Annotated in this window: 22 protein-coding genes; 2 read left to right on the top strand and 20 right to left on the bottom strand. The window is 49.9% G+C overall.

Annotation, left to right across the window (positions count from 1 at the left end; genetic code table 11):
• Positions 1-58 precede the first annotated feature (58 nt).
• The 7 genes from M1D70_RS18340 to M1D70_RS18370 form a co-directional block, all read right to left on the bottom strand.
• Positions 59-1,510: a carbon starvation CstA family protein gene (locus M1D70_RS18340; RefSeq protein WP_456287589.1), complete on the bottom strand. Its 1,452-nt coding sequence runs from the start codon at positions 1,508-1,510 to the stop codon at positions 59-61.
• A gap of 184 nt (positions 1,511-1,694) precedes the next feature.
• Positions 1,695-2,432: a LytR/AlgR family response regulator transcription factor gene (locus tag M1D70_RS18345; protein WP_456287590.1), complete on the bottom strand. Its 738-nt coding sequence runs from the start codon at positions 2,430-2,432 to the stop codon at positions 1,695-1,697.
• A 33-nt stretch (positions 2,433-2,465) separates the two neighbouring features.
• Positions 2,466-4,205, bottom strand: coding sequence for a LytS/YhcK type 5TM receptor domain-containing protein (locus M1D70_RS18350; RefSeq protein WP_456287591.1), 1,740 nt, complete (start codon positions 4,203-4,205; stop codon positions 2,466-2,468).
• Positions 4,206-4,404: 199 nt separating this feature from the next.
• On the bottom strand, positions 4,405-4,824 hold the full coding sequence (locus M1D70_RS18355; protein ID WP_456287592.1) for a hypothetical protein: 420 nt from the start codon (positions 4,822-4,824) through the stop codon (positions 4,405-4,407).
• Positions 4,825-4,839: 15 nt separating this feature from the next.
• Positions 4,840-5,451, bottom strand: coding sequence for a DUF6320 domain-containing protein (locus tag M1D70_RS18360; RefSeq protein ID WP_433940326.1), 612 nt, complete (start codon positions 5,449-5,451; stop codon positions 4,840-4,842).
• Positions 5,452-5,516: 65 nt separating this feature from the next.
• The gene (locus M1D70_RS18365; RefSeq protein WP_456287593.1) at positions 5,517-6,788 is read right to left on the bottom strand and encodes an alcohol acetyltransferase; all 1,272 of its coding nucleotides are present in this window, start codon (positions 6,786-6,788) and stop codon (positions 5,517-5,519) included.
• A 78-nt stretch (positions 6,789-6,866) separates the two neighbouring features.
• Positions 6,867-7,478: a YkoP family protein gene (locus tag M1D70_RS18370; protein ID WP_456287594.1), complete on the bottom strand. Its 612-nt coding sequence runs from the start codon at positions 7,476-7,478 to the stop codon at positions 6,867-6,869.
• A 382-nt stretch (positions 7,479-7,860) separates the two neighbouring features.
• On the opposite strand from M1D70_RS18370, the gene M1D70_RS18375 reads away from it, so the two are divergent.
• Positions 7,861-10,257 carry an Ig-like domain-containing protein gene (locus M1D70_RS18375; RefSeq protein WP_456287595.1) on the top strand — a complete coding sequence of 799 codons (2,397 nt, stop codon included), beginning with the start codon at positions 7,861-7,863 and terminating at the stop codon, positions 10,255-10,257.
• 374 nt (positions 10,258-10,631) lie between these two features.
• Here the strand turns inward: M1D70_RS18375 and M1D70_RS18380 are convergent, their stop codons facing one another.
• From M1D70_RS18380 to M1D70_RS18420, 9 genes are all read right to left on the bottom strand, one after another.
• Positions 10,632-11,240, bottom strand: a complete 609-nt coding sequence (locus M1D70_RS18380) for a YdcF family protein (RefSeq protein ID WP_456287596.1) — start codon at positions 11,238-11,240, stop codon at positions 10,632-10,634.
• Between the two features lie 33 nt (positions 11,241-11,273).
• Positions 11,274-11,813 (bottom strand): hypothetical protein, encoded by a 540-nt coding sequence (locus M1D70_RS18385; protein ID WP_009595602.1) that lies wholly within the window; start codon positions 11,811-11,813, stop codon positions 11,274-11,276.
• Positions 11,814-11,865: 52 nt separating this feature from the next.
• Positions 11,866-12,438 (bottom strand): 2-phosphoglycerate kinase, encoded by a 573-nt coding sequence (locus M1D70_RS18390; RefSeq protein ID WP_456287597.1) that lies wholly within the window; start codon positions 12,436-12,438, stop codon positions 11,866-11,868.
• A gap of 182 nt (positions 12,439-12,620) precedes the next feature.
• Positions 12,621-13,217 (bottom strand): HAD-IA family hydrolase, encoded by a 597-nt coding sequence (locus M1D70_RS18395; protein ID WP_456287598.1) that lies wholly within the window; start codon positions 13,215-13,217, stop codon positions 12,621-12,623.
• Between the two features lie 160 nt (positions 13,218-13,377).
• Entirely contained in the window at positions 13,378-14,142 is a 765-nt protein-coding gene (locus M1D70_RS18400; protein ID WP_009595609.1) for an SDR family NAD(P)-dependent oxidoreductase, read from the bottom strand.
• Between the two features lie 170 nt (positions 14,143-14,312).
• Positions 14,313-15,131: a radical SAM protein gene (locus tag M1D70_RS18405; protein WP_456287599.1), complete on the bottom strand. Its 819-nt coding sequence runs from the start codon at positions 15,129-15,131 to the stop codon at positions 14,313-14,315.
• Positions 15,132-15,223: 92 nt separating this feature from the next.
• Positions 15,224-15,937 (bottom strand): 2OG-Fe(II) oxygenase, encoded by a 714-nt coding sequence (locus tag M1D70_RS18410; RefSeq protein WP_036674070.1) that lies wholly within the window; start codon positions 15,935-15,937, stop codon positions 15,224-15,226.
• Entirely contained in the window at positions 15,930-16,475 is a 546-nt protein-coding gene (locus tag M1D70_RS18415; protein ID WP_456287600.1) for a methylated-DNA--[protein]-cysteine S-methyltransferase, read from the bottom strand. The genes M1D70_RS18410 and M1D70_RS18415 overlap by 8 nt, the downstream gene beginning before the upstream one ends.
• The gene (locus M1D70_RS18420) at positions 16,465-17,058 is read right to left on the bottom strand and encodes a bifunctional transcriptional activator/DNA repair enzyme AdaA (protein ID WP_456287601.1); all 594 of its coding nucleotides are present in this window, start codon (positions 17,056-17,058) and stop codon (positions 16,465-16,467) included. The genes M1D70_RS18415 and M1D70_RS18420 overlap by 11 nt, the downstream gene beginning before the upstream one ends.
• A 147-nt stretch (positions 17,059-17,205) precedes the next feature.
• Here M1D70_RS18420 and M1D70_RS18425 point away from each other — a divergent pair, with 147 nt between their 5' ends.
• The gene (locus M1D70_RS18425) at positions 17,206-18,192 is read left to right on the top strand and encodes a DNA-3-methyladenine glycosylase family protein (RefSeq protein WP_456290463.1); all 987 of its coding nucleotides are present in this window, start codon (positions 17,206-17,208) and stop codon (positions 18,190-18,192) included.
• 98 nt (positions 18,193-18,290) lie between these two features.
• On the opposite strand, the gene M1D70_RS18430 is transcribed toward M1D70_RS18425, so the two are convergent.
• From M1D70_RS18430 to M1D70_RS18445, 4 genes are all read right to left on the bottom strand, one after another.
• Positions 18,291-18,764 (bottom strand): DUF3574 domain-containing protein, encoded by a 474-nt coding sequence (locus tag M1D70_RS18430; RefSeq protein ID WP_456287602.1) that lies wholly within the window; start codon positions 18,762-18,764, stop codon positions 18,291-18,293.
• Positions 18,765-18,991: 227 nt separating this feature from the next.
• Entirely contained in the window at positions 18,992-20,038 is a 1,047-nt protein-coding gene (locus M1D70_RS18435; protein WP_456287603.1) for an ATP synthase beta subunit C-terminal domain-containing protein, read from the bottom strand.
• Positions 20,026-20,814 carry an alpha/beta fold hydrolase gene (locus tag M1D70_RS18440; protein WP_456287604.1) on the bottom strand — a complete coding sequence of 263 codons (789 nt, stop codon included), beginning with the start codon at positions 20,812-20,814 and terminating at the stop codon, positions 20,026-20,028. The genes M1D70_RS18435 and M1D70_RS18440 overlap by 13 nt, the downstream gene beginning before the upstream one ends.
• 96 nt (positions 20,815-20,910) lie before the next feature.
• A complete protein-coding gene (locus M1D70_RS18445) occupies positions 20,911-21,906 on the bottom strand; it encodes an acetamidase/formamidase family protein (RefSeq protein ID WP_456287605.1) in 996 nt (331 codons plus the stop codon).
• Positions 21,907-22,247 lie beyond the last annotated feature (341 nt).

The following is a 22,247-nucleotide window of genomic DNA, read 5'->3' on the forward strand; positions in this document are numbered from 1 at the left end:
GATGATCTCCATGGACGGCTGAATCCCTGCGTGCCTTTTGAACGTTTTCCCGTATGGATCACGCAACCTTATGATACTCCGATACGTCAACCTCCAACGGCATTTCGGCTGCGCGTGCTTTTTGCGCCGCTTTAAAAAATACAATGACCAATACGGCACTGATAACGGCACCCAGGATATACGAGACATTCATGGACTGCCTGAACCCGATCTCGGCGTTTAGAATGTACACCGTTGTAGTGTAAAGCATGAACGCACCGGGGATCAGAGCAACCCAGTAATTTTTACGGGCGATAAACAGATACATTGCACTTACAAACAAAGCAATGACGGCAGTGGCTTGATTCGCCCAAGAAAAATATCTCCAAAGGATATTAAAGTCAATTTGCGTCAAAGCAATCGAAATTAAAAATAAAGGAACTGCAATGATGAGGCGCCGTTTCATGCTAAATTGGGGTAGCTTGATATAATCGGCAATAATCATCCGTGCACTTCGGAATGCCGTATCTCCCGAGGTAATCGGCAGCACGATAACTCCCAAAACAGCCAGCGTGCCCACAACGGCGCCTAACGTCACCTTAGCGACCTCGCTTACTACAAGACCCGTTCCGCCAGTAGCAAGAAGCTCGTTCAAACCATTGGAGCCCTGGAACAAACTCATGGCCGCTGCGGCCCATACCATGGCGATAATTCCCTCAGCAATCATCATTCCATAGAAGATTTTCCGTCCCTGCTTCTCGGTCTGCGTCGTACGGGAAATAATCGGTGTCTGGGTTGCATGGAATCCGGACAAGGCACCACAAGTAATCGTCAGAAACAGCAGCGGGAAGATTGGCATTTGGTCCGGATGGAGGTTCGCTAAGGTTAATTCCGGTATCGGTACCTGCTGAATGATTAACATCCCGCCGACACCAAGAGATGCTATGAGTAACAGGGCTCCGAATATCGGGTAAAAGCGGCCGATGATTTTATCAATCGGAAGCAGCGTAGCCAGAATGTAGTAGGCGAAAATGACCAAGGTGATCATTACCAAGCTGACTTTTCCGTTCATTAGATTGTGGAGCAAGCTGGCTGGTGAGGTAACAAAGACCGTGCCCACCAAAATCAGCAGCAGTATCGCGAAAGCGTTTACAACGTGCTTCATCACTTTTCCCAAAAACTTGCCCGCAAGCTCTGGCAGATGGGCGCCGCGGTTGCGAATCGAGATCATTCCGGTTAAATAATCATGCACCGCACCGGCAAAAATACACCCCAGCACGATCCAAATAAAAGCAACCGGACCGTAGAGTGCTCCCATTATAGGACCAAAGATGGGCCCTACTCCAGCTATATTGAGGAGCTGAATAAGCGAGTTTTTGTTCGAGCTCATGGGAAGGTAATCGACGCCATCCTGATTGACATAAGCGGGAGTGGCCCGTTCTTCTTTAACTCCGAACATTTTTTCGATGTATTTTCCATAGGTGAAATATCCAACTACCAGCATAATGATCGATATGATGAAGGTGTACATGCCTTCGCCCCCTTAACTGAAATCGCTTACATTCATTATAGTAAATGATGCAGGCCCCTGGGGGTTTTTGAGCTGACACGTCGATTTGGCGCATTAAGATGTTAAAAAATAAGGTTATTCTGTATGCCGCGTGCCACTCATCTTGCCATAATCGGGAAAAAACATCCTCATGACTTGTCCCGCACTATAGCTCCAGAGCTTCTCGAAATGCCTTTGCATAATTTCGGCTTACGGCGAGTTTGTCGCTGCATCCCTTCAATTCAAGCTGAAATGCGCCATTAAACCATGGAACCAGGCTTTTGACGTAATCAAGGTGCACGACATAGCTTTTATGAATTCGAAAGAACGGATACTGCCGAAGCTTTGCCTCCAGCTCCTTCAGTGGAGTCTTTACATGGTATTCCTTATTGGCCGTGACAATCTTGGAGTATGCATCCTCGCGCGAAATATAGATAATATCATCGGGGGCGATGAATGCAATTTCCCCATCCGCTTCCAGCGAGAGCTTTCCGCAAGATTTGGCCGGAACCGGCAATGTAATTTCATCCTTCCGTAATGACTGCTCAAGACGCCTCACCGTCTCCGCCAGTCGTTCTTCGTCTATGGGCTTTAACAAGTAGTCCAGTGCTTCAAACCGGAAAGCCTCTACTCCGAATTGAGGGTATGCCGTAGCAAACACGATTTTCGGAGAGAGCTTTAACCCGATTAACGCGCTCGCAGCTTCAAGGCCGTTCATCAAGGGCATTTCGACATCAAGAAAAACGGCTTCCGGTTTCAACTGTAAGGTTTTTAACACCGCCTGTTCACCCGAGTCCGCTTCGCCAACGATCTCTAATGCAGGATGCTGCTTTAACAAATATTTAAGCTCCTCGCGGCTATATCGTTCATCGTCTACGATGAGTGTTCGAATTCGTTCGCTCATGGTTTGAAAATCCCTGCCTTCATGAATGGAGTATTACCTTTTTACAGCAGCTGGAATCTGAAATTTGATTTCGGTTCCTTCCGCTTGATTACTATTGATGTTTAATGATGCTTCCTGTCCATACATCAAGGTTAATCTTCTGTTCACATTATATACAGCCATTCCAGTGCCCGAAGACGAATCGAGCATTTGACGGCCCAAGTGCCGAAGCCGTTCTGGAGTTATGCCCTCGCCGTTATCTCGGATGGTCACGGACACCCCCCAGTCAGGATGACCCTGTACGAGAATATGAATGACGCAATTGTCCGTTTTGTTCCTGAAACCGTGTCGTATGCTGTTCTCCACTAACGGCTGTAAGGTCAGCGGCGGCACTAGCGCTTTCAGCGCAGATTCCTCTACCTCATATCGAATGTGCAGTTTATCCTCGAATCGGGTTTGTTCAATGCTCATATAAGAGCGTATATGTTGAAGCTCATCCTGAAGCGTTGATTTCTCGGCTGTAGCCGCCGACAAATTCTGCCGAATATAATCCGAGAGACTTCGCAACAGATTTCTTGCCTTCACCGCATCAATCCGTGTCAAGGATAGGATGGTGTTTAATGCATTAAACAAAAAATGCGGGTGAATTTGAGCTTGAAGCGTTTTGATTTCTGCTTCCTTGGCAAGCTCCTTGGTTTCCGCCAACTGGGCCGCCTCCAGCTGGTAGCTTAACAACATCGTTAGACCTGACATCAGCTCTGTTGTCACGTGGGTAATATCTCTCGAATTCTTAAAATAAAATTTAAGGGTCCCTACAGTCTGCCCCCCTTGTTTCAAAGGTCCGATGACGGCCGCTCCCAGCGGACAATCCGGCTCCTGGCACTGAATGCGCTTCCGATCCACGATCAATTGCTCCCCTTGTTCAATTACCCGCCGCGTCACTTCGGTTTGAAGCGGACGGCCTGGCGCATGATGATCATCCCCCGTTCCGACATGGGCCAGAATCATTCGATCATTCGTAATGGTAACCGCCGTGGCATTGACTTCCTCGAATAATATTTGGCACACCCCTTCAGCAGATTTCGCATTCATACCCTGGCGCATGTATCCAATGGTCCTGCGAGCTATACGAAGAGAAGCTTGGGCCTGTTGGGCCGCTGCCTTCTCCTCTTCGTTTAATACGGATCGGATGATGAGCAGAAACAAAGCACAACCGATCCCATTAGCCACAATCATCGGAACTCCAATATATCCGACCAAAGATATTGCCTGTTCGAATGGTCTGGACAAGAGCAGTATGATCAGCATTTGAAGGGTTTCAGCCAATGCGCCCATGATCAGCGCAGCGGAAAAGCGAACGCGCTCATTTTTTCTATGAAACAAGCTGGCCAGAAGGCCTGCTAATATGGTTGCGAGCCCACACGCCAAACTCGTAAATCCCCCTAACGTAAAACGGTGGAGCCCTGCGATCAATCCCGCACCCAATCCGATCCTGTAGCCTCCGAACAGCCCCGCCATGACGACGCCGACAACCCTTGAGTTCGCAATCGCTTCGTCTGCGGAAACCTGCACCATCCATTTATCGACTTCCAGGGAGTCGGTGCTGACCGTAATTCCGGTGTATGTCCCGATAATACCCAAAACCCCAAAAACTAGCATGGCTTGCATCTGCTGAACAGGTGACAGCTTGTCCTGGCTTATCATCGTCCGGAAGAACCTTAGCCGGGTTACGATAAATGCAATCGTCACAATAATTCCGATCCGCTCGGTCATCGTAATAAGCAGTTCAAACACGGCATCACCCCGTAATCCATCATTAGTCAAGTACTCATCTCGCTTCTAGCATTAAACCTGGCGATCCATATTAAAGTATCATGTCTAAAGCCCAAAAAACAAGAAACCTTCGACTGCAATTCCATTTGCAATCGAAGGCTATTCCCATAAGACGCTCATTTAGCTTGAGGATGGTGCTCCATCTACATGTAACTTGAAACTAAACAGGCTTTCTCCACTCCATATAAATCCGGTCGCGTGCTTTTTCGGTTGTGGCCACGCATTCGATATATCCGGTCTCGTCATCATAGGGCAATGCCGGGTTGAATTCGTTCTTCATGACGTTATATGCAAGCTCTCCCGTCTTGTCTCCAAAAGCATCCTGAAGCGGGGCTAACGCGACCGGCATGGCCCGCTGCCCATTATGGGAACAAGCCAAGATTCCGATTATGATTCCCTGAACCTCCGCCACATAAAATACCTCCGGGCTGAACAGCGTCCGTAAGGCGTTCTCCAGCATGTTCCGGTCTCGGGTGAAATAAGACAACTCCTTATAATACCCGTTAACAAACACCTCGGACACTTCGCCGCGAACATCGCGTTCGTAATCGGCCATGCTTCGAACCGTGATCGAACACATCGTGATTACCTCCTGTCAAAAATGTAGTCTGCGCTTCATTTCCTTGCGGAATCCCTTGTCTGCAATCAGGCACATCCCGCCGAATGTCAGCAAGGCGTACACCGCCGCAGCTACGGCTGTCCATAGTACGTGCGACATGCCAACGGCATACAGCAATAAGGGAACGATACCAAGAAGGATCAGTGTTAATAAGTAACCTGCGAACTCCCGCCAGCCCATTTTTCGCGAACAGCATATGACGGTAATGAGCAATGTTGCCGCCATCATCAGGAACGGAATGACATAACCGGTCGACCAGTAAGACGTCCCCGACGCCAAGTTGATCCACAGCAGCATACCGGACAGCCCAAGCAGCTGAACAATAATTTTGCCGCCGAGATGCGACCCGGACATCAGGGTGTGCCTGATGGACAACCACGCATACAGCACGCAGGGCATGAGGGTTAAACTCCACCATACCTCGCGATTCCCAAGTAGGTTAATCAGGACGGATATCCCCATGACGGATACGGCAAGAAAGGTAAGCCACTTGGATACAAGACTGCTGCTCGCATGCTGCTCCTCGGCAGCCTCGTAGACGGGATACCATGAATTACTTACGAGGTGCTTATCATCTTTACCTTGCACACTCCTTCGGCATAAGGGACACGCTTGATGCGCCGGATCTACGGATACGCCACAGCTTTCGCATCTCATGCGCCCATCCCCCAATCATTGCTGACAATCGTAATGTCCAATTCGCTCAGGCTGGCAAGCTGGCGAAAAAAGCGCATGATCACATCGCTTTCGACGATATTTCGGGCAAACGTGATGGTGAGCTGATCGTTGATCGAGCTGACGGCACAGTTCATGGGACTTTTGGCTGTAGGATACATCGTGGTTTCCATCGCCTCGATATGGGATGCCATGCTCGCTGGAATGTCGACTCGGCCTAGGTTGGTAAGCGTAAGCGTTTTGGCTTCTTCCCCGAAATGGTCGAAGCCGTAACGGATTGCCAGATCCTTTAATTTCAGCGGCGTGAAGCGGGAAAACAGGTTTTTTTCGTACTTCATGCTGCCGGCCATCGCTTGGCTTAAATAAGACTTGGTCGTTTTCTCTTTCATCTGTGCATGAACGATTTCGAGCACCTGCTCGAATGTCATGCCTTCCTTTAGTTGCACGCCAATGTTGATGACCGCAAAAAAGTTGCGGAGGCTGCTGGAAGGAAAGATTTTTCGCAGGTTCACCGGCATGCTGATCACGATCGGCCGGTTATCGTTATTGAAAGGCAGTGTGGTATCGTAAACCGCCATAATCAAAATTGCCGTCAGGTAAGCAGTAAGGGTTACTCCCTTCTGCTTGGCTGCCGCATTCAGCCGCGATGCGTGAACCATCCCGTGTATGACGTTGTGTCCATAAGGCGAGAAACGGGTGCCCGGAATCTGAAGTGCATCCGGCATCCTGGCATCGGGTGTGGCCGAAATATAATGCGCTTGAAAGCTATCTTGAGCTTCAGCATAACGGGCAAATGAAGCAGGCGGCAGAATCAGGCCTTCCTTGTCCTCCACGTCCTCGCCGAGAAGAGATAAATACTGAAATACCAAGGTTTTGAGGAACTCCAATGCCCCTCCCCCGTCCGTTAAAGCATGAAAAATCTCCACGCTGATCTTGCTGCCGTAATACAGAACCCTCACCAAGCTTCCGTTCTCATGCGAAAGAGTGACGGGGGCACAGGGGTAGGCGGATTCCGGCTCCACCATCAAGCGTGTCTCCTTCTCCCGCAGAAATTTCCAGAACAGTCCATTTCTTAGCTCGACATTCAATAGAGGGAATCTCTTAATTACGCTATCGAGCGCTTCTTGCAAAACCGTTGGTTTCACCCGGCTTGTCAGCATCATCGACAGCCGGTAGGTAGATGAATTCTCCCTCCCCGCAACCGCGGGGAACAGCTTTCCCGCGTGGTCAAGTTTATACCATTCTTCCATGTACGTTCTCCCCGTTTCTTCATGTTCTCCCGTTTAAACAGCATACCGGTCTACTATATGGATACATCGCCCTTATACTCAACCTTCGACCGCAGCCGATACCAAGACCGCGTTCCCCTCTTCATGTGGCTGTCTCCGATCTCCCATCGAAAATCGTTTCCTTAAAGAGGATCGGGTATGAATCAACTTCATCGGTACGAGCAATTCGGTTCTTCGATCGATGCGGCTCTTACCCTCCGGGTGCATCACGGACAACAGTATGCGCAGATAGGACGTGGTCAGCTTCTGGAACAAATCCGGTTTCATTGCTTGATGCTCAAAACCAAGCCCATGCGTTAATCCCCGGTGAAGCAGCGTAATCCCGACCAATGCGTTAACCTCGTTGAACTCGGATTGGCTTTCATAGGCGCGGCTAATCTGCTGCATGGATTTTCTTCCAAGCCTCGCAATCTTCAGGGCCGCGCGGTCCGGCCCTTCTGCTCGAATGAGCTTCAGAATCGTCTCATTATCCAAATGAAGCTCGCCTACCAGATCCCCCTCCTGAATGACCGTGGAATCCTCGCAGACGATGCGCTCCCCTCGATGCTTCTTGATCATGACCGTGCATATGCCAAAGCGCGAGATATGCGAGCTGCGGAATTTGGAAATAAAGCTGAAGAAACGTTCCCATATCATCCATGTGCTTTGCATGAAGGTTTTAAGTGATTTTTGCAGCAGATCCAACACCCCATTTTTTGATGAATATTACGTTCAATCATTAGTCAGGAAAAAATCGTTACTCACATCTTAATGGAGATCTGCGCAGGTTCACACCGCCTAAGGTATAGAGTTTTACTCGGTCTCAGGGCGGAGGCCCGTTTAAAACTGCTCGTGTCGATTGAATGAACACTCATTCGAGCACAACAAAAATAACCTGACACATGCCAGGATCGGTTCTAATCGATTATTTTCGTAATATTAAAAAAGTAAGCGCTTTAATTTTGCGAAACATAGTATTTTTAGGCTCTTCAGATCATGATGGCTGCCGTTGAGTCCATTTGGTTTACATCAAACTGACAAGGATGTGACTAAGATGAGGTTTTCACATTTACGAAGGTGCGGGCTTTTGTTTCTGGCGGCCGTTCTGTATACTACACTCTGTGTTCCATTACCGCAGGCTAAAGCGGCAGCGTTCATTACGATTGACTCCCATCAGGACGGGCAAGCACTGCAGCCGGGAGTAACGGAGTTATTCGGAACCTATTCCGGGGTATATGAGCTTCAACTCATCGTGAACGGCGAGTTCGTAACGGATGTTCAGATGGAGGATCCAAACGGCGATGACAGCGGAAACTGGTCCTATAAACTCGACACAAGCCGACTTGACGGCCCCGTCGAAATGGTCCTGAAAGGCAATGACGCGATAACGCGTTATGGCATCTGGTCTCCTTGGATTCACTTGATCACCGATAATCCTGCAGCTCATACACCGGAAGTGGAGATTACCAGCCCTGCCGAGTCTACGCTGCAGCGCAACAAAATGAAAATCAACGTATCCGCAGAAGGCAAAAATTCGATTGCGCTGGTTGAGTTCCGCATCGACGGTGGCGACTGGCTGCAGGTTCCCCCTGCCAAGAACGGATATTCATATACATTGGATTTACGTCAATTCCCTCGCCAGGTTCACAGTCTCGAGGCAAGGGCAACCGATACACGCGGCAATACAGGTTATAGTCTAACGGTCTATGCAAGAACCGGGGGACAGACGTCGGCTCAGCAAGATCAGGATTTCGCAACGGTTACGAATACCGTTTATATGGCGGATGATCATATCAACCCACCTCTCGCTAATGGAATGGATGATGTTTACAATCCCTCGGCGACGAATCCTGAGACGGTGACCAGCAGCACTTATGGCCTGGAACCGCTGCCGGATCAGGATCGTGCGATCTGGATCTGGGAAAATGCCTCCTATCCCCTGGTCCTGAATCCGAATTCCCGAGCCGTCCTCTCTTCCATGGCGAAGGATGTTACGACTTTCCATCAACGTCCCATCACGACGCTCTATTTGGCTGTGGGGCAATATAACGGAGCAAAAATGCTGGAGGATTACCGAAGCGAAGTCCAACAGTTCGTCGAGTGGGCTCACGCCGAGGGTTTTTATGTTCAAGCCTTAATCGCCGGGGGCACCGTCCCGCCTTACTTCGGAGCCTACAGCCGATATCAAACTCACGCCGTGCGGGAGTTTGAGCAAATCCTGAATTACAACCTGGCTTCCGGCGAATCCGCTCGCTTCGACGGCGTGAACGTGGATACCGAGCCGTATATCCTGCCGGACTTCAAAACCGCAAAGCCATCCGTCCAGATTCAGTATCTGGATATGCTGCAGCTGCTCATGGAACGCAAACAAGCATCGGGACTCACCTTGTCGGTTGGCGCAGCGATCCCGAGATGGTATGACACTTCGGCCGATGCGAGCAATATCCCGTGGAACGGGCAAACCAAATGGCTGTCTGAACACATTCAGGATACCGCCGATTACATCTCGATCATGAATTACCGCGATCAGGCGGATGGCAGTGCAGGCATTATCGCGCAAGCGCTGAATGAGCTGACCTACGCCAATCTGATCGGCAAGCCGAAGTCGGTTGTGATCGGTGTCGAGACAAAGGACATCGCGGATGGCGGGGACCCCGAAACCATCAGCTTCCATGAAGAAGGACGAATTTATATGGAGTCGGAGTTAAACAAGGTGTACGACGCTGTTCAGCATGACCCGGCGTTTGGAGGCATTGCCCTCCACCACTACTCCTCGATCTTGGATTTTCCAAGCGAATGGGGACCCGGCGGCTATGCCTGGCAGCCTCCTGCCGACCATGAACCGCCAAGCGCGGTCAGCGGAGCGGCAGCTATCGCATTTGATTATCAACGGATCAATGTAACCTACGATATGGCAATGGATAACAGTGCCGTAAATGCATACCGGATCTATCGTGGGACCGAAGCCGGATTTGAGATCGGACCCGCTACTTACGCCGGAACCTCGAAAGGACTTTCTTATAAAGATACAGGGCTGCTGCCGGACACCACCTATTATTACAAAATCACTGCGGTCGATATCAGCGGCAATGAAGGAGCTCCCAGTTTGGCTGCATCCGCAACGACGATGCCGTCTGCGATGAAATCGATGGTGATCGACCAGATGAACATCACTTACACCGCCGGCATCGCCAAAGTCACTTTTAAGATGGTCGATATGGAGACAAGAATGCCTGTTGCGGCCAAGATCAGCGGACGATTCACCCATATGGCAGGCAAATACGTTACGGCCGCAACGAGTGCGGAAGGCATATTCCAAACGCAGTCCGAGCTTGTCTCCGTATCCCGCGGCGAGATCGCCTTCCAGCCGAGGCGAATCATGGCGGACTCCTACTACTGGGCAAGTGCCTATGACCAACTCCCGTATCCAACGGTGATATGGGAGCCGTGAAACGCGGTTTGTATTTCATGGCGGATTAAAATCCCATAATCAGAATAGAAGATGCGCCCTGGCTTAGGCCGGGGCGTATTGCTGTTCCACTGTCTGCAGCAAAAAATGACCGTTCCCCCTCAGATATTGCGGGGTAAACGGTCACTATATTTCTTTTCTAAGCAATGCAGCACTACGCATGCGGATCATGCTTCCGATCCCTGTTGCCCCCAGATTTCTTATGATCCTATTGTATGGTGGAAATCCGGGGACAAAGGGGACCGCTTCGCTTCTCCACCATGATTCCGCCTGCTCCGTTGGAGACTGGAAAGCGTATCGCGCGACCATTTGGCTTCTCTGCCATCACGTTAAACTACTCCTTAAAATTCATTTTCTCAAATATCAATATCCGCATCAACAAAATATCGGTCCTTAACCCCGCCGATCACTTTCTTCAGTTCACCTAGCACCCGCTTCTCTTCCTCTGGATCGATCCACCAATTGTCCCGCCTCCCATGTGAACGATCGTCCGGGCACCACACATACTCATACCACGGCGGCATAAAGGTCTTAAGCATCAATTGGCATCTGCGCATATGACCAGATGCGCTGACCAGCAAGATGCGCTGGATTCGTTCCAAGCCCAATGCTCGGTCGAGGACGATGAGGGAAGCCATGATGTTTTCCTTTGTATGGTTGGACATCGTTTCCATGAGGATGGCTTCCGCCGGAATCCCCATTCGCATCGCTTCATCACGCATCATGGCCGCCTCGGTTTGCTCCCACTCGCCGAATCGGTCACCACCCGTGAATAATATGTAAGGAGCACGACCGATGTTGTATAACTCGACCGCTTTCCACACCCGGTCTAAGTTTCTTCCACCAAACACAAAGATACAGTCTCCGGTCTGCCTACCGTCATCCACTTCCTCTACTGTGCCGAACACCAACCTTGTGATCTGTTCTCTCGTTAATGCTTCCGGTTGCATTTGTGAAATTAGCACGATTCCATCGCCTCTTTTATCATTTCATCCAATCTAGGATTTCATAAAAGGACCGAGTGCCCGATCGTCCCAAACCTGCACTTCAATATACCGCTCGGGTCCATGACGACCATCTTTGTTCCAATCTTGCGGCCAGCCAAACTCGTCTACAAGTTGAAGGATCTCGTTTTTTACATATACCGTTCCTCTATAAGGCTTGTCGTCTAGATACCGCATGGTAGGAAATAAGTCGCCATAAGTAAAACTCAACGTTTCGGGATCCATTTCATCCAGCAGAATCCTGATTTCTTTTCCATTCGGATACCATTCCTTAATCCATTCGCAAGGCCCAAGCGTCATATAATGCGGATATTCTTTTGTTGGTTTACCGCCTTTGGCCGTGAATAGAGCTCTCGCGCGTGCTTCCAGATCGCGACGGATGGTCATATAATCATCCGCACGTTGACTCGCAAACCCATTTTTATTTTGTTTGAGCCTCCTCTGTACCTGCATCGCCTTTTCGATGGACAACGCGGATAGATTTTGAAAGGGCCCTGTTGCCGCATCATAATAATGATATAGATGTAAATCCATGGCGACTGTCCTTTCTTCGTCAACCTATGTTATGGTTTGTTCCAAATTTTAATTATCGCTGTTCATAATCGAGTATCTTCTTCTCACGATCTATGTAGGCATATACATTAGCGATTTCCTCTTCATAGTTCTCTCGAATTTCAAAATAAGGGACATTCGATGCCACGCACTTTTCACGGAACACATCATGCTCATGAATATACTCGGCAACAGTTCTCTCTTCAGGATACATTCTCGCTTCGATAGCATTGCGGTGTTGAACGATATTGGTTTGGAAATTCTGCCTGATGTACGTGGTGGAGAATCCTAAGAACACGGAAATGATGTGTTGCGAATAGGGCGGCTCAAAATCTTGCAGATGATGAGGCAGTATGTAACAGCCTTCGATGATTAAATTTTGCTTGTTTTCGATGTTTGTCATGATGATCCCTTGGATTATCGGCCATAATTGTTCACCGATATGCTCGGTTGAATCCATCGGAGTGAAACCGCAGTTCATGTCGGCTCTGTACAAGCCCATTTTCAAATGATCGATAGACAGATAAGGCATGTGATACTTTTCAAGTAATTGTTGAGCCATATATGTCTTTCCCGTGCAGCTGTTTCCGCTGATTAATATGATCATTTACATGGCGTCCTCCCTGCATGCTTGATGCTTCGTTCAAATTTCTGGATTGCTTTCATGAAGAGTGCTACTCATCAAAAAATCGTAAGACGTTGTTGTTTCCCTCGTCCAAACATTTAGAATTCCTCACTTTTCATTGACTACATTTCCAATATCATTTTTCCCTGTGGTTCTCGCCCGTCTTACAAGACGTTGGTCACCAACATAGGTCCCACTTGTTGTATCCATTTATGCTCTTGATCGGCCAGCAAGGTTTTCCATCCAAGGTCGATAGCCGGTTTCAGGTTCTTTTCCTGATCATCAACATAAACAACCATCAGTTCGGAACGTTCGAATTGTTTCACAACATGTTTATAAATTTGTAGGTCAGGTTTCCTTAAACCTACTTGATTCGAAATGGTAATGCTCCTAGCATAAGGTTCTACTTTTTCTAATATCGGCTCCAGCCATTCCTTGCAATGATTGCTTAGTACATGGATATCCGCGATTTCGCTCCATTGCGCCAAGTGATTTAATCCAGGAAGCGGTTGCAACGATTGAGTTATTAACTCCCTGGCTTCCTCTTTGTTGATCTGCTTCATTCGCAGGCTCATCCATCCCCAAAACTCATCTTCCTTCATCTTTCCTGTCCATAAGTCTTTTCGAACCTCATCAAATTGTACCCTGATATCTTGAAACGAGATTTCGGAGCCCTCCGCTAATGTAAGCCAAAAAGCAGATGAAAAATTACTCACCAATACGCCAGCTAAATCCAATACCAGTTGTGGTTTTGCCGTCATCGTCTCGTCTCCTTATATCTTACTGAATTCGTGAGATCTATGTATTCCTGTTTACGAGGGACTGTCCGCATAACACCTCCACGAACTTCGCCTTCCCTTAATCGCAATGCGAATCCGAAGTTCGTGGACGTTTCCCACTTACAATCCATGTCTCGGACCGCTAAATCCCCACCATCACATTGCCGCCACATACCGGAATATAAGCTCCTGTGATAAATGACGACAAATCCGAAGCCAGGAATGCCACGGCATTGGCAATCTCCTGGTCCGTTCCGCGGCGTTTCAGGGGCACGGAGGCTTCGTAGGAGGCGCTATGCTCGGTACCATTCTCCCGATCGCGGTCGCTGATCGTCCAGCCGGGTGCGACTTGATTGACGGTGATCCCATGCTCGCCGATTTCTTTGGCGAGTACGCGGTATACGCCGTCCATGCCGCGCTTGCCTGCTACGTAGGCGGATTGGCTCGGGAAGTTCTGGATCGAACACTCGGTGTTGATCCCGATGAAGCGGCCGCTCTTTCGCTCGATCATGGCCGGCACGAAGGCTTTTGCCAGGTAGACGCTTTGCATGACGCAGGATTGAAACTGGCTCTCGTAATCTTCCGGAGCCTGCTCCAAGACAGACGTCCATTGATAGGATTCCACGGCATTCGCAACGATGATATGAGGCAGCATGCCAAAGTGTTCAAGCACCGAATCCCGCATGGCATTCACGGATGCTTGATCCGTCACGTCGGCTTGCACCGTGTACGCGCGTCTGCCCATCGACTCCACCTCGCGCTGAAGCTCTTCCGCCTTGGCTAGGCTTCCCCGATAATGGATAACCACATCGGCGCCGCATTCCGCCAAAGTTCGGACCATGACCCGGCCCAATTGGCCCGCAGCACCGGTGACTAATGCAATCTGATTCGTCAAATCCAACTTCATTGTTCATTCGCTCCTCTACGTTTGACTGGTTATTTTCGCCTATCATACCATAATCATCTACTGCTGGGCATGATAAAAAGACCGGAAGCTACCTCCCGGTCCTCGCCATTAAACTCTTTCATTTAACATCCAAACAGCAAGCGCTCAACTGCTAGACGAGTATCTAACGTTTAAGGTTCAAAACCCTTCTGACTGACAAATAGCTGCTCTTCCGGAAACGCCCTGCTGAATCGATCGTAGACCACCTGATAGGCGGCGGGATCATACCATTCTTCCAGACCAAGCTTCTCGTACAACGCCTGAACGGGCAGCCGTTTCGTACGTTTGCCTCCGCTGCCGTCCCCCATGAAATAATCGTCGATGCACACGCGATTGACGAGCGGTCTGAGGATCTGAGGAAATGCCTCCGTGCTTGGAAGGACGGGAGCAATCGCTGCTTGCGTTGGTATTCCTGCGTCTCTCAGCAGCTCAAGGGTTTTCATTCTGGCCTGGATCGGCGGAGCGGAAGGCGTAAAATGCTTGCGAATATCCTCACGGTCGGTTTCGATCGTCATGCTTACCCGCACGCGTGCTCCTAACTGCTGCAGCAAATCGATATCCCGTCGGACCAACGGACTGCGCGTCTGCACCAGCAGGAAATCCGGCGGCTCGCTAACCATGGCCTCCAGCAAGGCACGGGTCACTTCTTCCTTGGCCTCAATCGGCTGATAGGGATCGGTACTGGATGACATGAAGATCGTGACGGGCCCCTTGGACTTGGCACGCTTCAGTTCTTTACGCAGAATGGCGGCAGATTCGAGCTTAACGTCAACCCAACTCCCCCATTCCTGATTTCGGAATATCGAAACCGGCATTTGCCGGACGTAGCAGTAGGAGCAAGCGAAGGTACAGCCTGTATACGGATTCAAGGTATGGCTGTATCCATTCAGGAAGCCGGTTCCTTTATTGAGCAGGGACTTCGGCGTTTTATAAAGCACTTCATGTTTCACCTGGAACACCTCATTCCTATACTTTCTTCTATTATACGACTTCCCTCCTCTCGTAACGAAAGAGTGAATGAGGCAATGCGCACCCAGCTCCTTTACTTAGCGTCATGAAAAATAATCCCCAGGCTGTATCTTCTCCCCGACGTGACCGTGCTGACGCCATGCCGGAGCGTAGTCCGGTAATATCCCCGTGTTCCCTGCACCGGACGATGGTTGGTCGGAAAGATCAGTCCTGCTCCCTGATCCAAGGCGATCGCATGTCCCCGGCTCTGTGCCCGCGGCCGCTGCTCCACCAGCAGAAACTCCCCGCCCGTGTAATCGACTTCCTTCTCATTCAGCACAAAGACCGCTTGGAACGGAAAGAACTCATCACCGTACAAGTCCTGATGCAGGCAATTATATCCGCCTTCTTCATATTTCAAAATCAGCGGCGTTGACCGCTCCTGACCTTGGGCATGGCACATCCCCAGAAACTCATCCAGACTTGCCGGATACTTCTCTTCATGCCCTAGTCGGTTCAACCAGCGGTTCGCCGTCAGCGCAAGTTCGGGGTACAAGCCTTCCCGGAGCTGCTGCAGCGTTTCGGGAAGCGGCGCACGATAATATTTGTACTCCCCCAGTCCAAACCGGTGCCTGGCCATTTGGATCGTGCTGCGAAAACGCTGCTCTTCCGTATACGTGCCTATGATCTCTGTGCATTCCTCGGGCAAGAGCAGCTTGGGAATGACCGCATATCCCTGTTCATCCAAAGCTGCCTGTACGGCAGGCCAATCCAGATTCTTTATACGCTGCTCCAAAGGATTAGGCATACTCCTTCGTCTCCCTCACGGAGACGTTCATTCGCTCCAATTGCAGCAATCTTGTCTTCATTTCAAGTCCCCCGCGATACCCCGTCAATGCGCCGCTTTTGCCGATCACCCGATGACAAGGTACGGTGATAAGCAGCGGGTTCGCCCCGATAGCCGCACCAACGGCACGCACAGCCGCCGGCTTGCTGATCTGATGCGCAATGTCCGAATACGTGAAGGTTTGCCCATACGGGATCTGGCATAGTGCATTCCATACCGCCATCTGGAAATCGGTACCCTTGTAATCCATAGCGAACTCAAACCGTTCCCGTTTCCCCTGAAAATATTCCGCGAGCTCGGCGGCATATTGCTGCATGCCTGCATCATTTTGGACGAGTTCACAGCGAGGAAATTTCGCCTGCACCCATTCCTCCAGCTCCTTGAACGGTTTATCCGGTGATCCGATGTAGCATAAACCTTGCGGCGTGGCCGCGATATATACGTTCCAGTCTTCATGCCGCAATCGTGTCCAGCTAATATACAAATGATTAGATTTCATGATCGTGCACCTCCGCACTCGTATTGTTCATATATTGCCCTCGATAACTTAGGGGGGTCATCCCCGTCTTCTTCTTAAACAGCGTGATAAAATAAGCCGTGTTCTCTATGCCCACTTGATGGCCGACATCCGAAATAGCCAGGCTGGTATTCGCAAGAAGCTCTTTGGCCTTGCCGATCCGGTAATCCTGAATGTATTCCATCGGAGTCTGCCCTTTGACCCGCTTAAAAATCCGGTGCAGATGGTACGGACTGCCGTGGCTCACATCCGCCAAGACATCCAGTGTCAAATGACCCGTATAATGTGCATCGATATACTCGGTAACGAGTTCGATCCATTCGTGGTCCGGCAGGCGCTCGCCGGTCGGCTTGCACCTTTTGCATGGCCGGAAGCGCTCGGCCCTCGCTTCATCCGCCGATTGAAACACGCGCACGTTTTCAAATTTCGGGGGCCTGGATTTGCAGGATGGCCTGCAGAAGATTTTCGTCGTCTGCACCGCGTAGAAAAACTTGCCGTCGCTGTCCTTGTCATTGTCGATAATGGCTTTCCACTGGGCTTCGGTCGGTTGTATCCGGTTTGCCACGTTTCCTCACCTCCGCTAACATTATAACCACAGGAAGATCCGGTTGTACGCTTTTTGGAATAGAAGAGCAAGATAACAAAATTATGTGGTCCGCGTTTATGGTACAACTAGTATAGAGTAGATCAGGAACGAAAGGAAACGATGACCATGCATGAATCCGACCACAATCCCGGCGACAAGCCGTATACCATGGACCAACAACAACAGCTTCCCAAGGACAGCTGGGAGGATCATATCCATACGCTAAAGCTATTCGTGCCGAAGGAATTCAGCTTTACGGAGAACCTCAATTATTTGCAAAGATCGCCGAATGAATGTCTCTTTACGATCCGAAACGACAGCATCTATCGGGCGATCCCGCTTGAAGATGACGTTGCCGTGATCGAAGTCAGTGCCGAGAAGCAAGAGCAAGCGATCCTTGTTCGATTTTTGGGGAATACCACCCCAACCGAACCAAGCAAGCGGGCGGACGTAGCCATTTATGTCCGGGACTGGTTTGATCTAAACACCGATCTCGTGCCGTTCTATTCGATGGCCGAGACAGATCCCATGCTCAGTCAAGCCGTCCAGTCCTTTTACGGGCTTCGCAACATGGGCATTCCGGATCTGTTCGAGGCTTTATGCTGGGGCATTCTGGGGCAGCAGATTAACCTGGCTTATGCTTATACGTTAAAAAGGCGTTTCGTCGAGGCCTTCGGCAGACGCATCGAGTGTGAAGGCGAAGTTTACTGGATGTTTCCATGGCCTGAGGACATTGCGCAGCTGCGTGTTGAAGATCTGGGCGGACTTCGGATGACCGTGAAAAAATGCGAGTATCTCCTCGGAGTAGCCCGGCTTATGACGGAAGGAAAATTAACGAAAGAACTGCTGCTGGAAGCTGGCAGCTTAAAGAAAGCGGAGAAACAACTGGTCGGCATCCGCGGCATCGGCCCGTGGACGGCCAATTATGTGCTGATGCGCTGTTTGCGAATGCCGGCGGCTTTTCCCATCGATGACGTGGGACTGCATAATGCCATCAAACATCTGCTGGGTCTGGAGGCGAAACCGACGAAGAAGGAGATTCTGGCGCTGTCCGCAGGATGGGCGGACTGGGAATCCTACGCCACTTTTTATCTGTGGAGGTTTCTCTACTAACAAGTCCACACAAAATAAAGAGGAGGTCTCCCTCTTCTGCCATGCAACAGACAGCTGGGAGACCTCCCCTATGAACACATCATGGATCCGAGAATCCGTTATTCAATGAAATACAGTTTACCGTCAACCTCAAGCGAAATGGCAGATTGCGCAAGATCCTCCTTGAGCTTCTTCGCATAGTCCACCACTTGATTGAGCGAATCCTTGTCGAGTTTCTCGGCAAAAGCATACACGATGGTTACTTTTTCCTTGATCAAGGTTTTGTTGTTATCCACCCAAGCCCCTTCGCCCGGTATTGCCGTTGCCCCGCCAAACCAGCCGGACAGCTTCGTCAACGCTTGATCGACAAACTTCTGATGAGCCGCATCCGTGATGGGAATATCCCCCTTCACGGTGGAAGGCACGTAAATCTTCACGACGTGATCCAAGTGGAACTGATTGTTCAGGGCACTCTGCGTAATGGCCGTTGCCGTCGGATTGCCCTCTGCGCTAAAGGACTGCTGAACCGGTACTACGATAAGCGTTAACAATAATGCCGCTGCAAATGCGATAAGCCAACCTTTTCTTTTCATGTCCATTTCTCCCTTATGTATAGTCTCGTGTCCGTACGGAATCAGCCGAGTTTCAGTAGTTCAATACAACTTCTTTGCCAACTGTACGGTACAAACTAGCACATATTATATACTGACCTTTGCGTATCAGCTATGGGACGTACGGATTAAATTATGCAAAATCATGTAAAAAAGCCGATATTCCCGATGAACAAACTATGAGAATCCAGCTTTGATTAACTAAGTTCTTATTTTATTGTCCCGATCCACGATAAGCTCTCCACCGAACGATGATCCATGCTGCCGTTCAATATGGCTTGCACGTCATGCAGCGTATCTTGCAAGGGGACCCGCTCGCCTGGCAGCCCGGTATAAGCTTCGGCAACGTAAAAAGGCTGCGTTAGATAAGCTTCGAGCCGTTCTCCACGCTCATAAACCTCCATTTCGGATGACGGAATGGCCTCCAATCCTCTTACTTGAACCAGCGAACGCAGCTCCCGATAGCGGCGAAGCAGCTTCTGAGCCCGCTGTTGGATTGCTAAGTGAGCCTGATCCAGATGAACGCCTTCTAATACGGAAGAGGTGGAATATAACGGGTTCACGGCAGGAAACAGATGTCTTGCCGCCAGATCGGCATCGAAATACCACAGCGTCTCCAGCGGTCCGTAAGGCATGTCTTCATCAACGACCGCGCCTTTAAGGTCCACAAGAAAAGTCGTGATCTGCTGCATGCCTTCCTGTTGAAAACGTTCCTGAAGATCATAGATTTTGCCGGTTAAGACATGCTCCCGGTCCGCGGCAAACACAATTTCTTTATCGGTATTCGCATGCGCAACGATAGAATAAATTTCTTCTATTGAAGAAGCAACCCGCTCTACGTCATTCAGCATATCCTGCAGCTCCGGATAGTCCCCTTCCGGCTTCAGCAGAATCGTCATATACCCTTCCTGCTTGAAGTGATGAAACAACTCCCCGAGCAGCACCAGCTGCCCCATACCGGGACGAGCTACCAGCCCGACGGTACCGCCTCTTGCCAGAGGAGCGAATAGATCAAGAGGCTTAATGCCCGTTTCGATCATCTCCACGCTTTCCCCGCGCAGGATCAGTTCGTCAAGGCTGCATTTCGCCAAGGCTGCCAGAGCGGCTATGGTGCGAACTTCCGCCCGGCCTACGGGTATTTTTCCCGTACATAGATTGGAAACCGTGGCGGGCCGCAATCCGACGGATTTGGCCGCGCTGGTCAGGTTCGGAACCCTTTGTCGTAAAAGTGATACATTCAGCTTCAGATTGTCCAAGTCCGTACACCCTTTTTGTGATAGTTTATTGATTTCTTCTTAATCTCTTTCAGAAAAGAGTCTGCGGTACGAACAAACTCGTCCGCATCCGGTTCGAAAATATTATGATCATGCTGCTCGAATTCCACGATTCGTGCCTGAGGCAGCGATAGCTTATATTGTTCCACTGCTTCTAATGATAACCCGGGATGCGGTTTTACGCCACGTATAATGAGAACAGGGCATGTGAATCGTGACAGGTCGTTCCAAAATTCTACCTTCGCGGAATCCTTCTGCAGGGCATGCAGGGCCGATGGTTTCATCCGGTCAAATAGCTTCTTCCCTCTCCAAGGTGGAAGCGTTGCAAAGAAATCCACCCATCCCGCTGGCAGCTGGGTATGTATCGCCGGATAGTCTCCGATGATCAGACCTTCAATGCGTTTCGGGTTCCGAATGGCATAACCTAATTGATAGGCTACCCCTCGTGAGTACCCCATGAGTACGAACTGTTCCAGTTCAAGATGGCGAATGGCCGCATCCAGATCGCTGATATGATCCTCAAGCGTGTATCCCGAAGCAGGAGAATCACTTTGGCCACGGCCTCGGAGCGTAATGACAACGATATGCCTGGGCGACAGCGTTACCATCTTTTCCATAATGTCGATATAATCCTCGGCCGACTCGGAAAGGCCCGGGATGATAACCAGTGAGCTTTGTTCATTCCTAAGTTCCCGATGTACCTCCGTCACGTGAATATGTACCCCATGGTTATTGACCATCGTTTCGTATAACTGCATGCATGAGCCCTCCTATAAAATTGACATTTATTTATGAAGTTTAATCATCGGGATATCTCCCATTTCAGTCGCTGGGCCAACACTTGATGCATTCTTTCACCTCAGCGAGCCAAAAGGCAAAAATGCATGCACGCCCTTCAGGATATTCACGATCTGGGTTACTCTCAGATCCACCGTCAAGGTGGCGTATGCGTACGCCTCCGTTCTCGAAATGGAGTAAAGCTCTGTCATGAGATCCAGCATTCCGCTCAAGGCCATCCACATCGCTTCGTCCAGGTCCTCGTGAAATCCCATCGTAAGCCAACCGGTACTCGTCTTTGCTCTGGGCATCTTGATGGGCATGTCGTCACGGACATGAAAGGTTAGGCTCACCTTCTCCATGGGGCATTCCAAAGCGGGACCGCTAACTTCGCCGTCGCCTTGCGCCGCATGTCCATCCCCTGTTGAGAACAGCCCGCCATCTACCGGAATCGGCAGATACAAGGTGCTCCCGGCGGTTAATTCTTTGCAATCGAGATTTCCTCCATGAGGGCGCGGCACAAAAGTCGTATGCTGACCTTCTTCCTCCGGCGGCATGCCCATAATCCCCATGAATGGCTTCAGTCCGACGCTATACTTGAAATTTTCGAATTGACTCCTGCCAGTCATTGTTTTGGCATCCAATTCAAAGTCCAATGTCATTTCCTGGGTATCGGTCATGTCCAGCTTCTCGTTCCAATAGCTTGGAAACCCTCCGGCAGAGGTCCAACCCCACGGCCCGGGAACGACCTCGTTGATCTGAATCTCCAAGGTAAGCCCCGGTGTAGCCCCTTGGATATGCACGGGACCCAATAAGGCATGCCCGAACTGCTTCTCCACCCGCTCCGGCGCACGCTCCGTAAACTTTGTTCTCGGCGCTCCCGGAGCAGAGCGCTTTGCAAGTCCCCATCCCGCATCCAAGGTTCGATACACCACGGTATCCCCGGACTGAATATATAAGGCCGGTTCCAGCTCCTTGCTAAAAAATCCGTGAAGCGTGTGAATATCCGGTTGAAGACTATGGATCTTTGACACCCGTTTCTCTCCCTTCACACAAATGATCAGAGTGCCCATTTATCTTAATCCCCTCACTCTGTTACTTTATAAAGTATTTTAAATTACTCTATATGTCAACGATTATTTACTTCTAAGAGTAATAATAATTACTTCAAATAATATTCCCGCACTCATTGCGGCCTATAAAATCCTGGGCACACAACAAAGTCCCCAACCCGATCACGCAAGCGTGAAGGTTGGGGACTTTAGGTTGTTTGAGCCGAGAAGCTATAAACTAAGAACTACGTTAGTTAGAGCATGTCATTCTTCGAGGAGCACGCCATCCTTATCATAAAACTTATAATCCCTTAATGTATACGATTGTTCATCAGACGGCGGTAATTCGATATATGATGCAT

The organism is Paenibacillus sp. AK002, assembly GCF_053903045.1.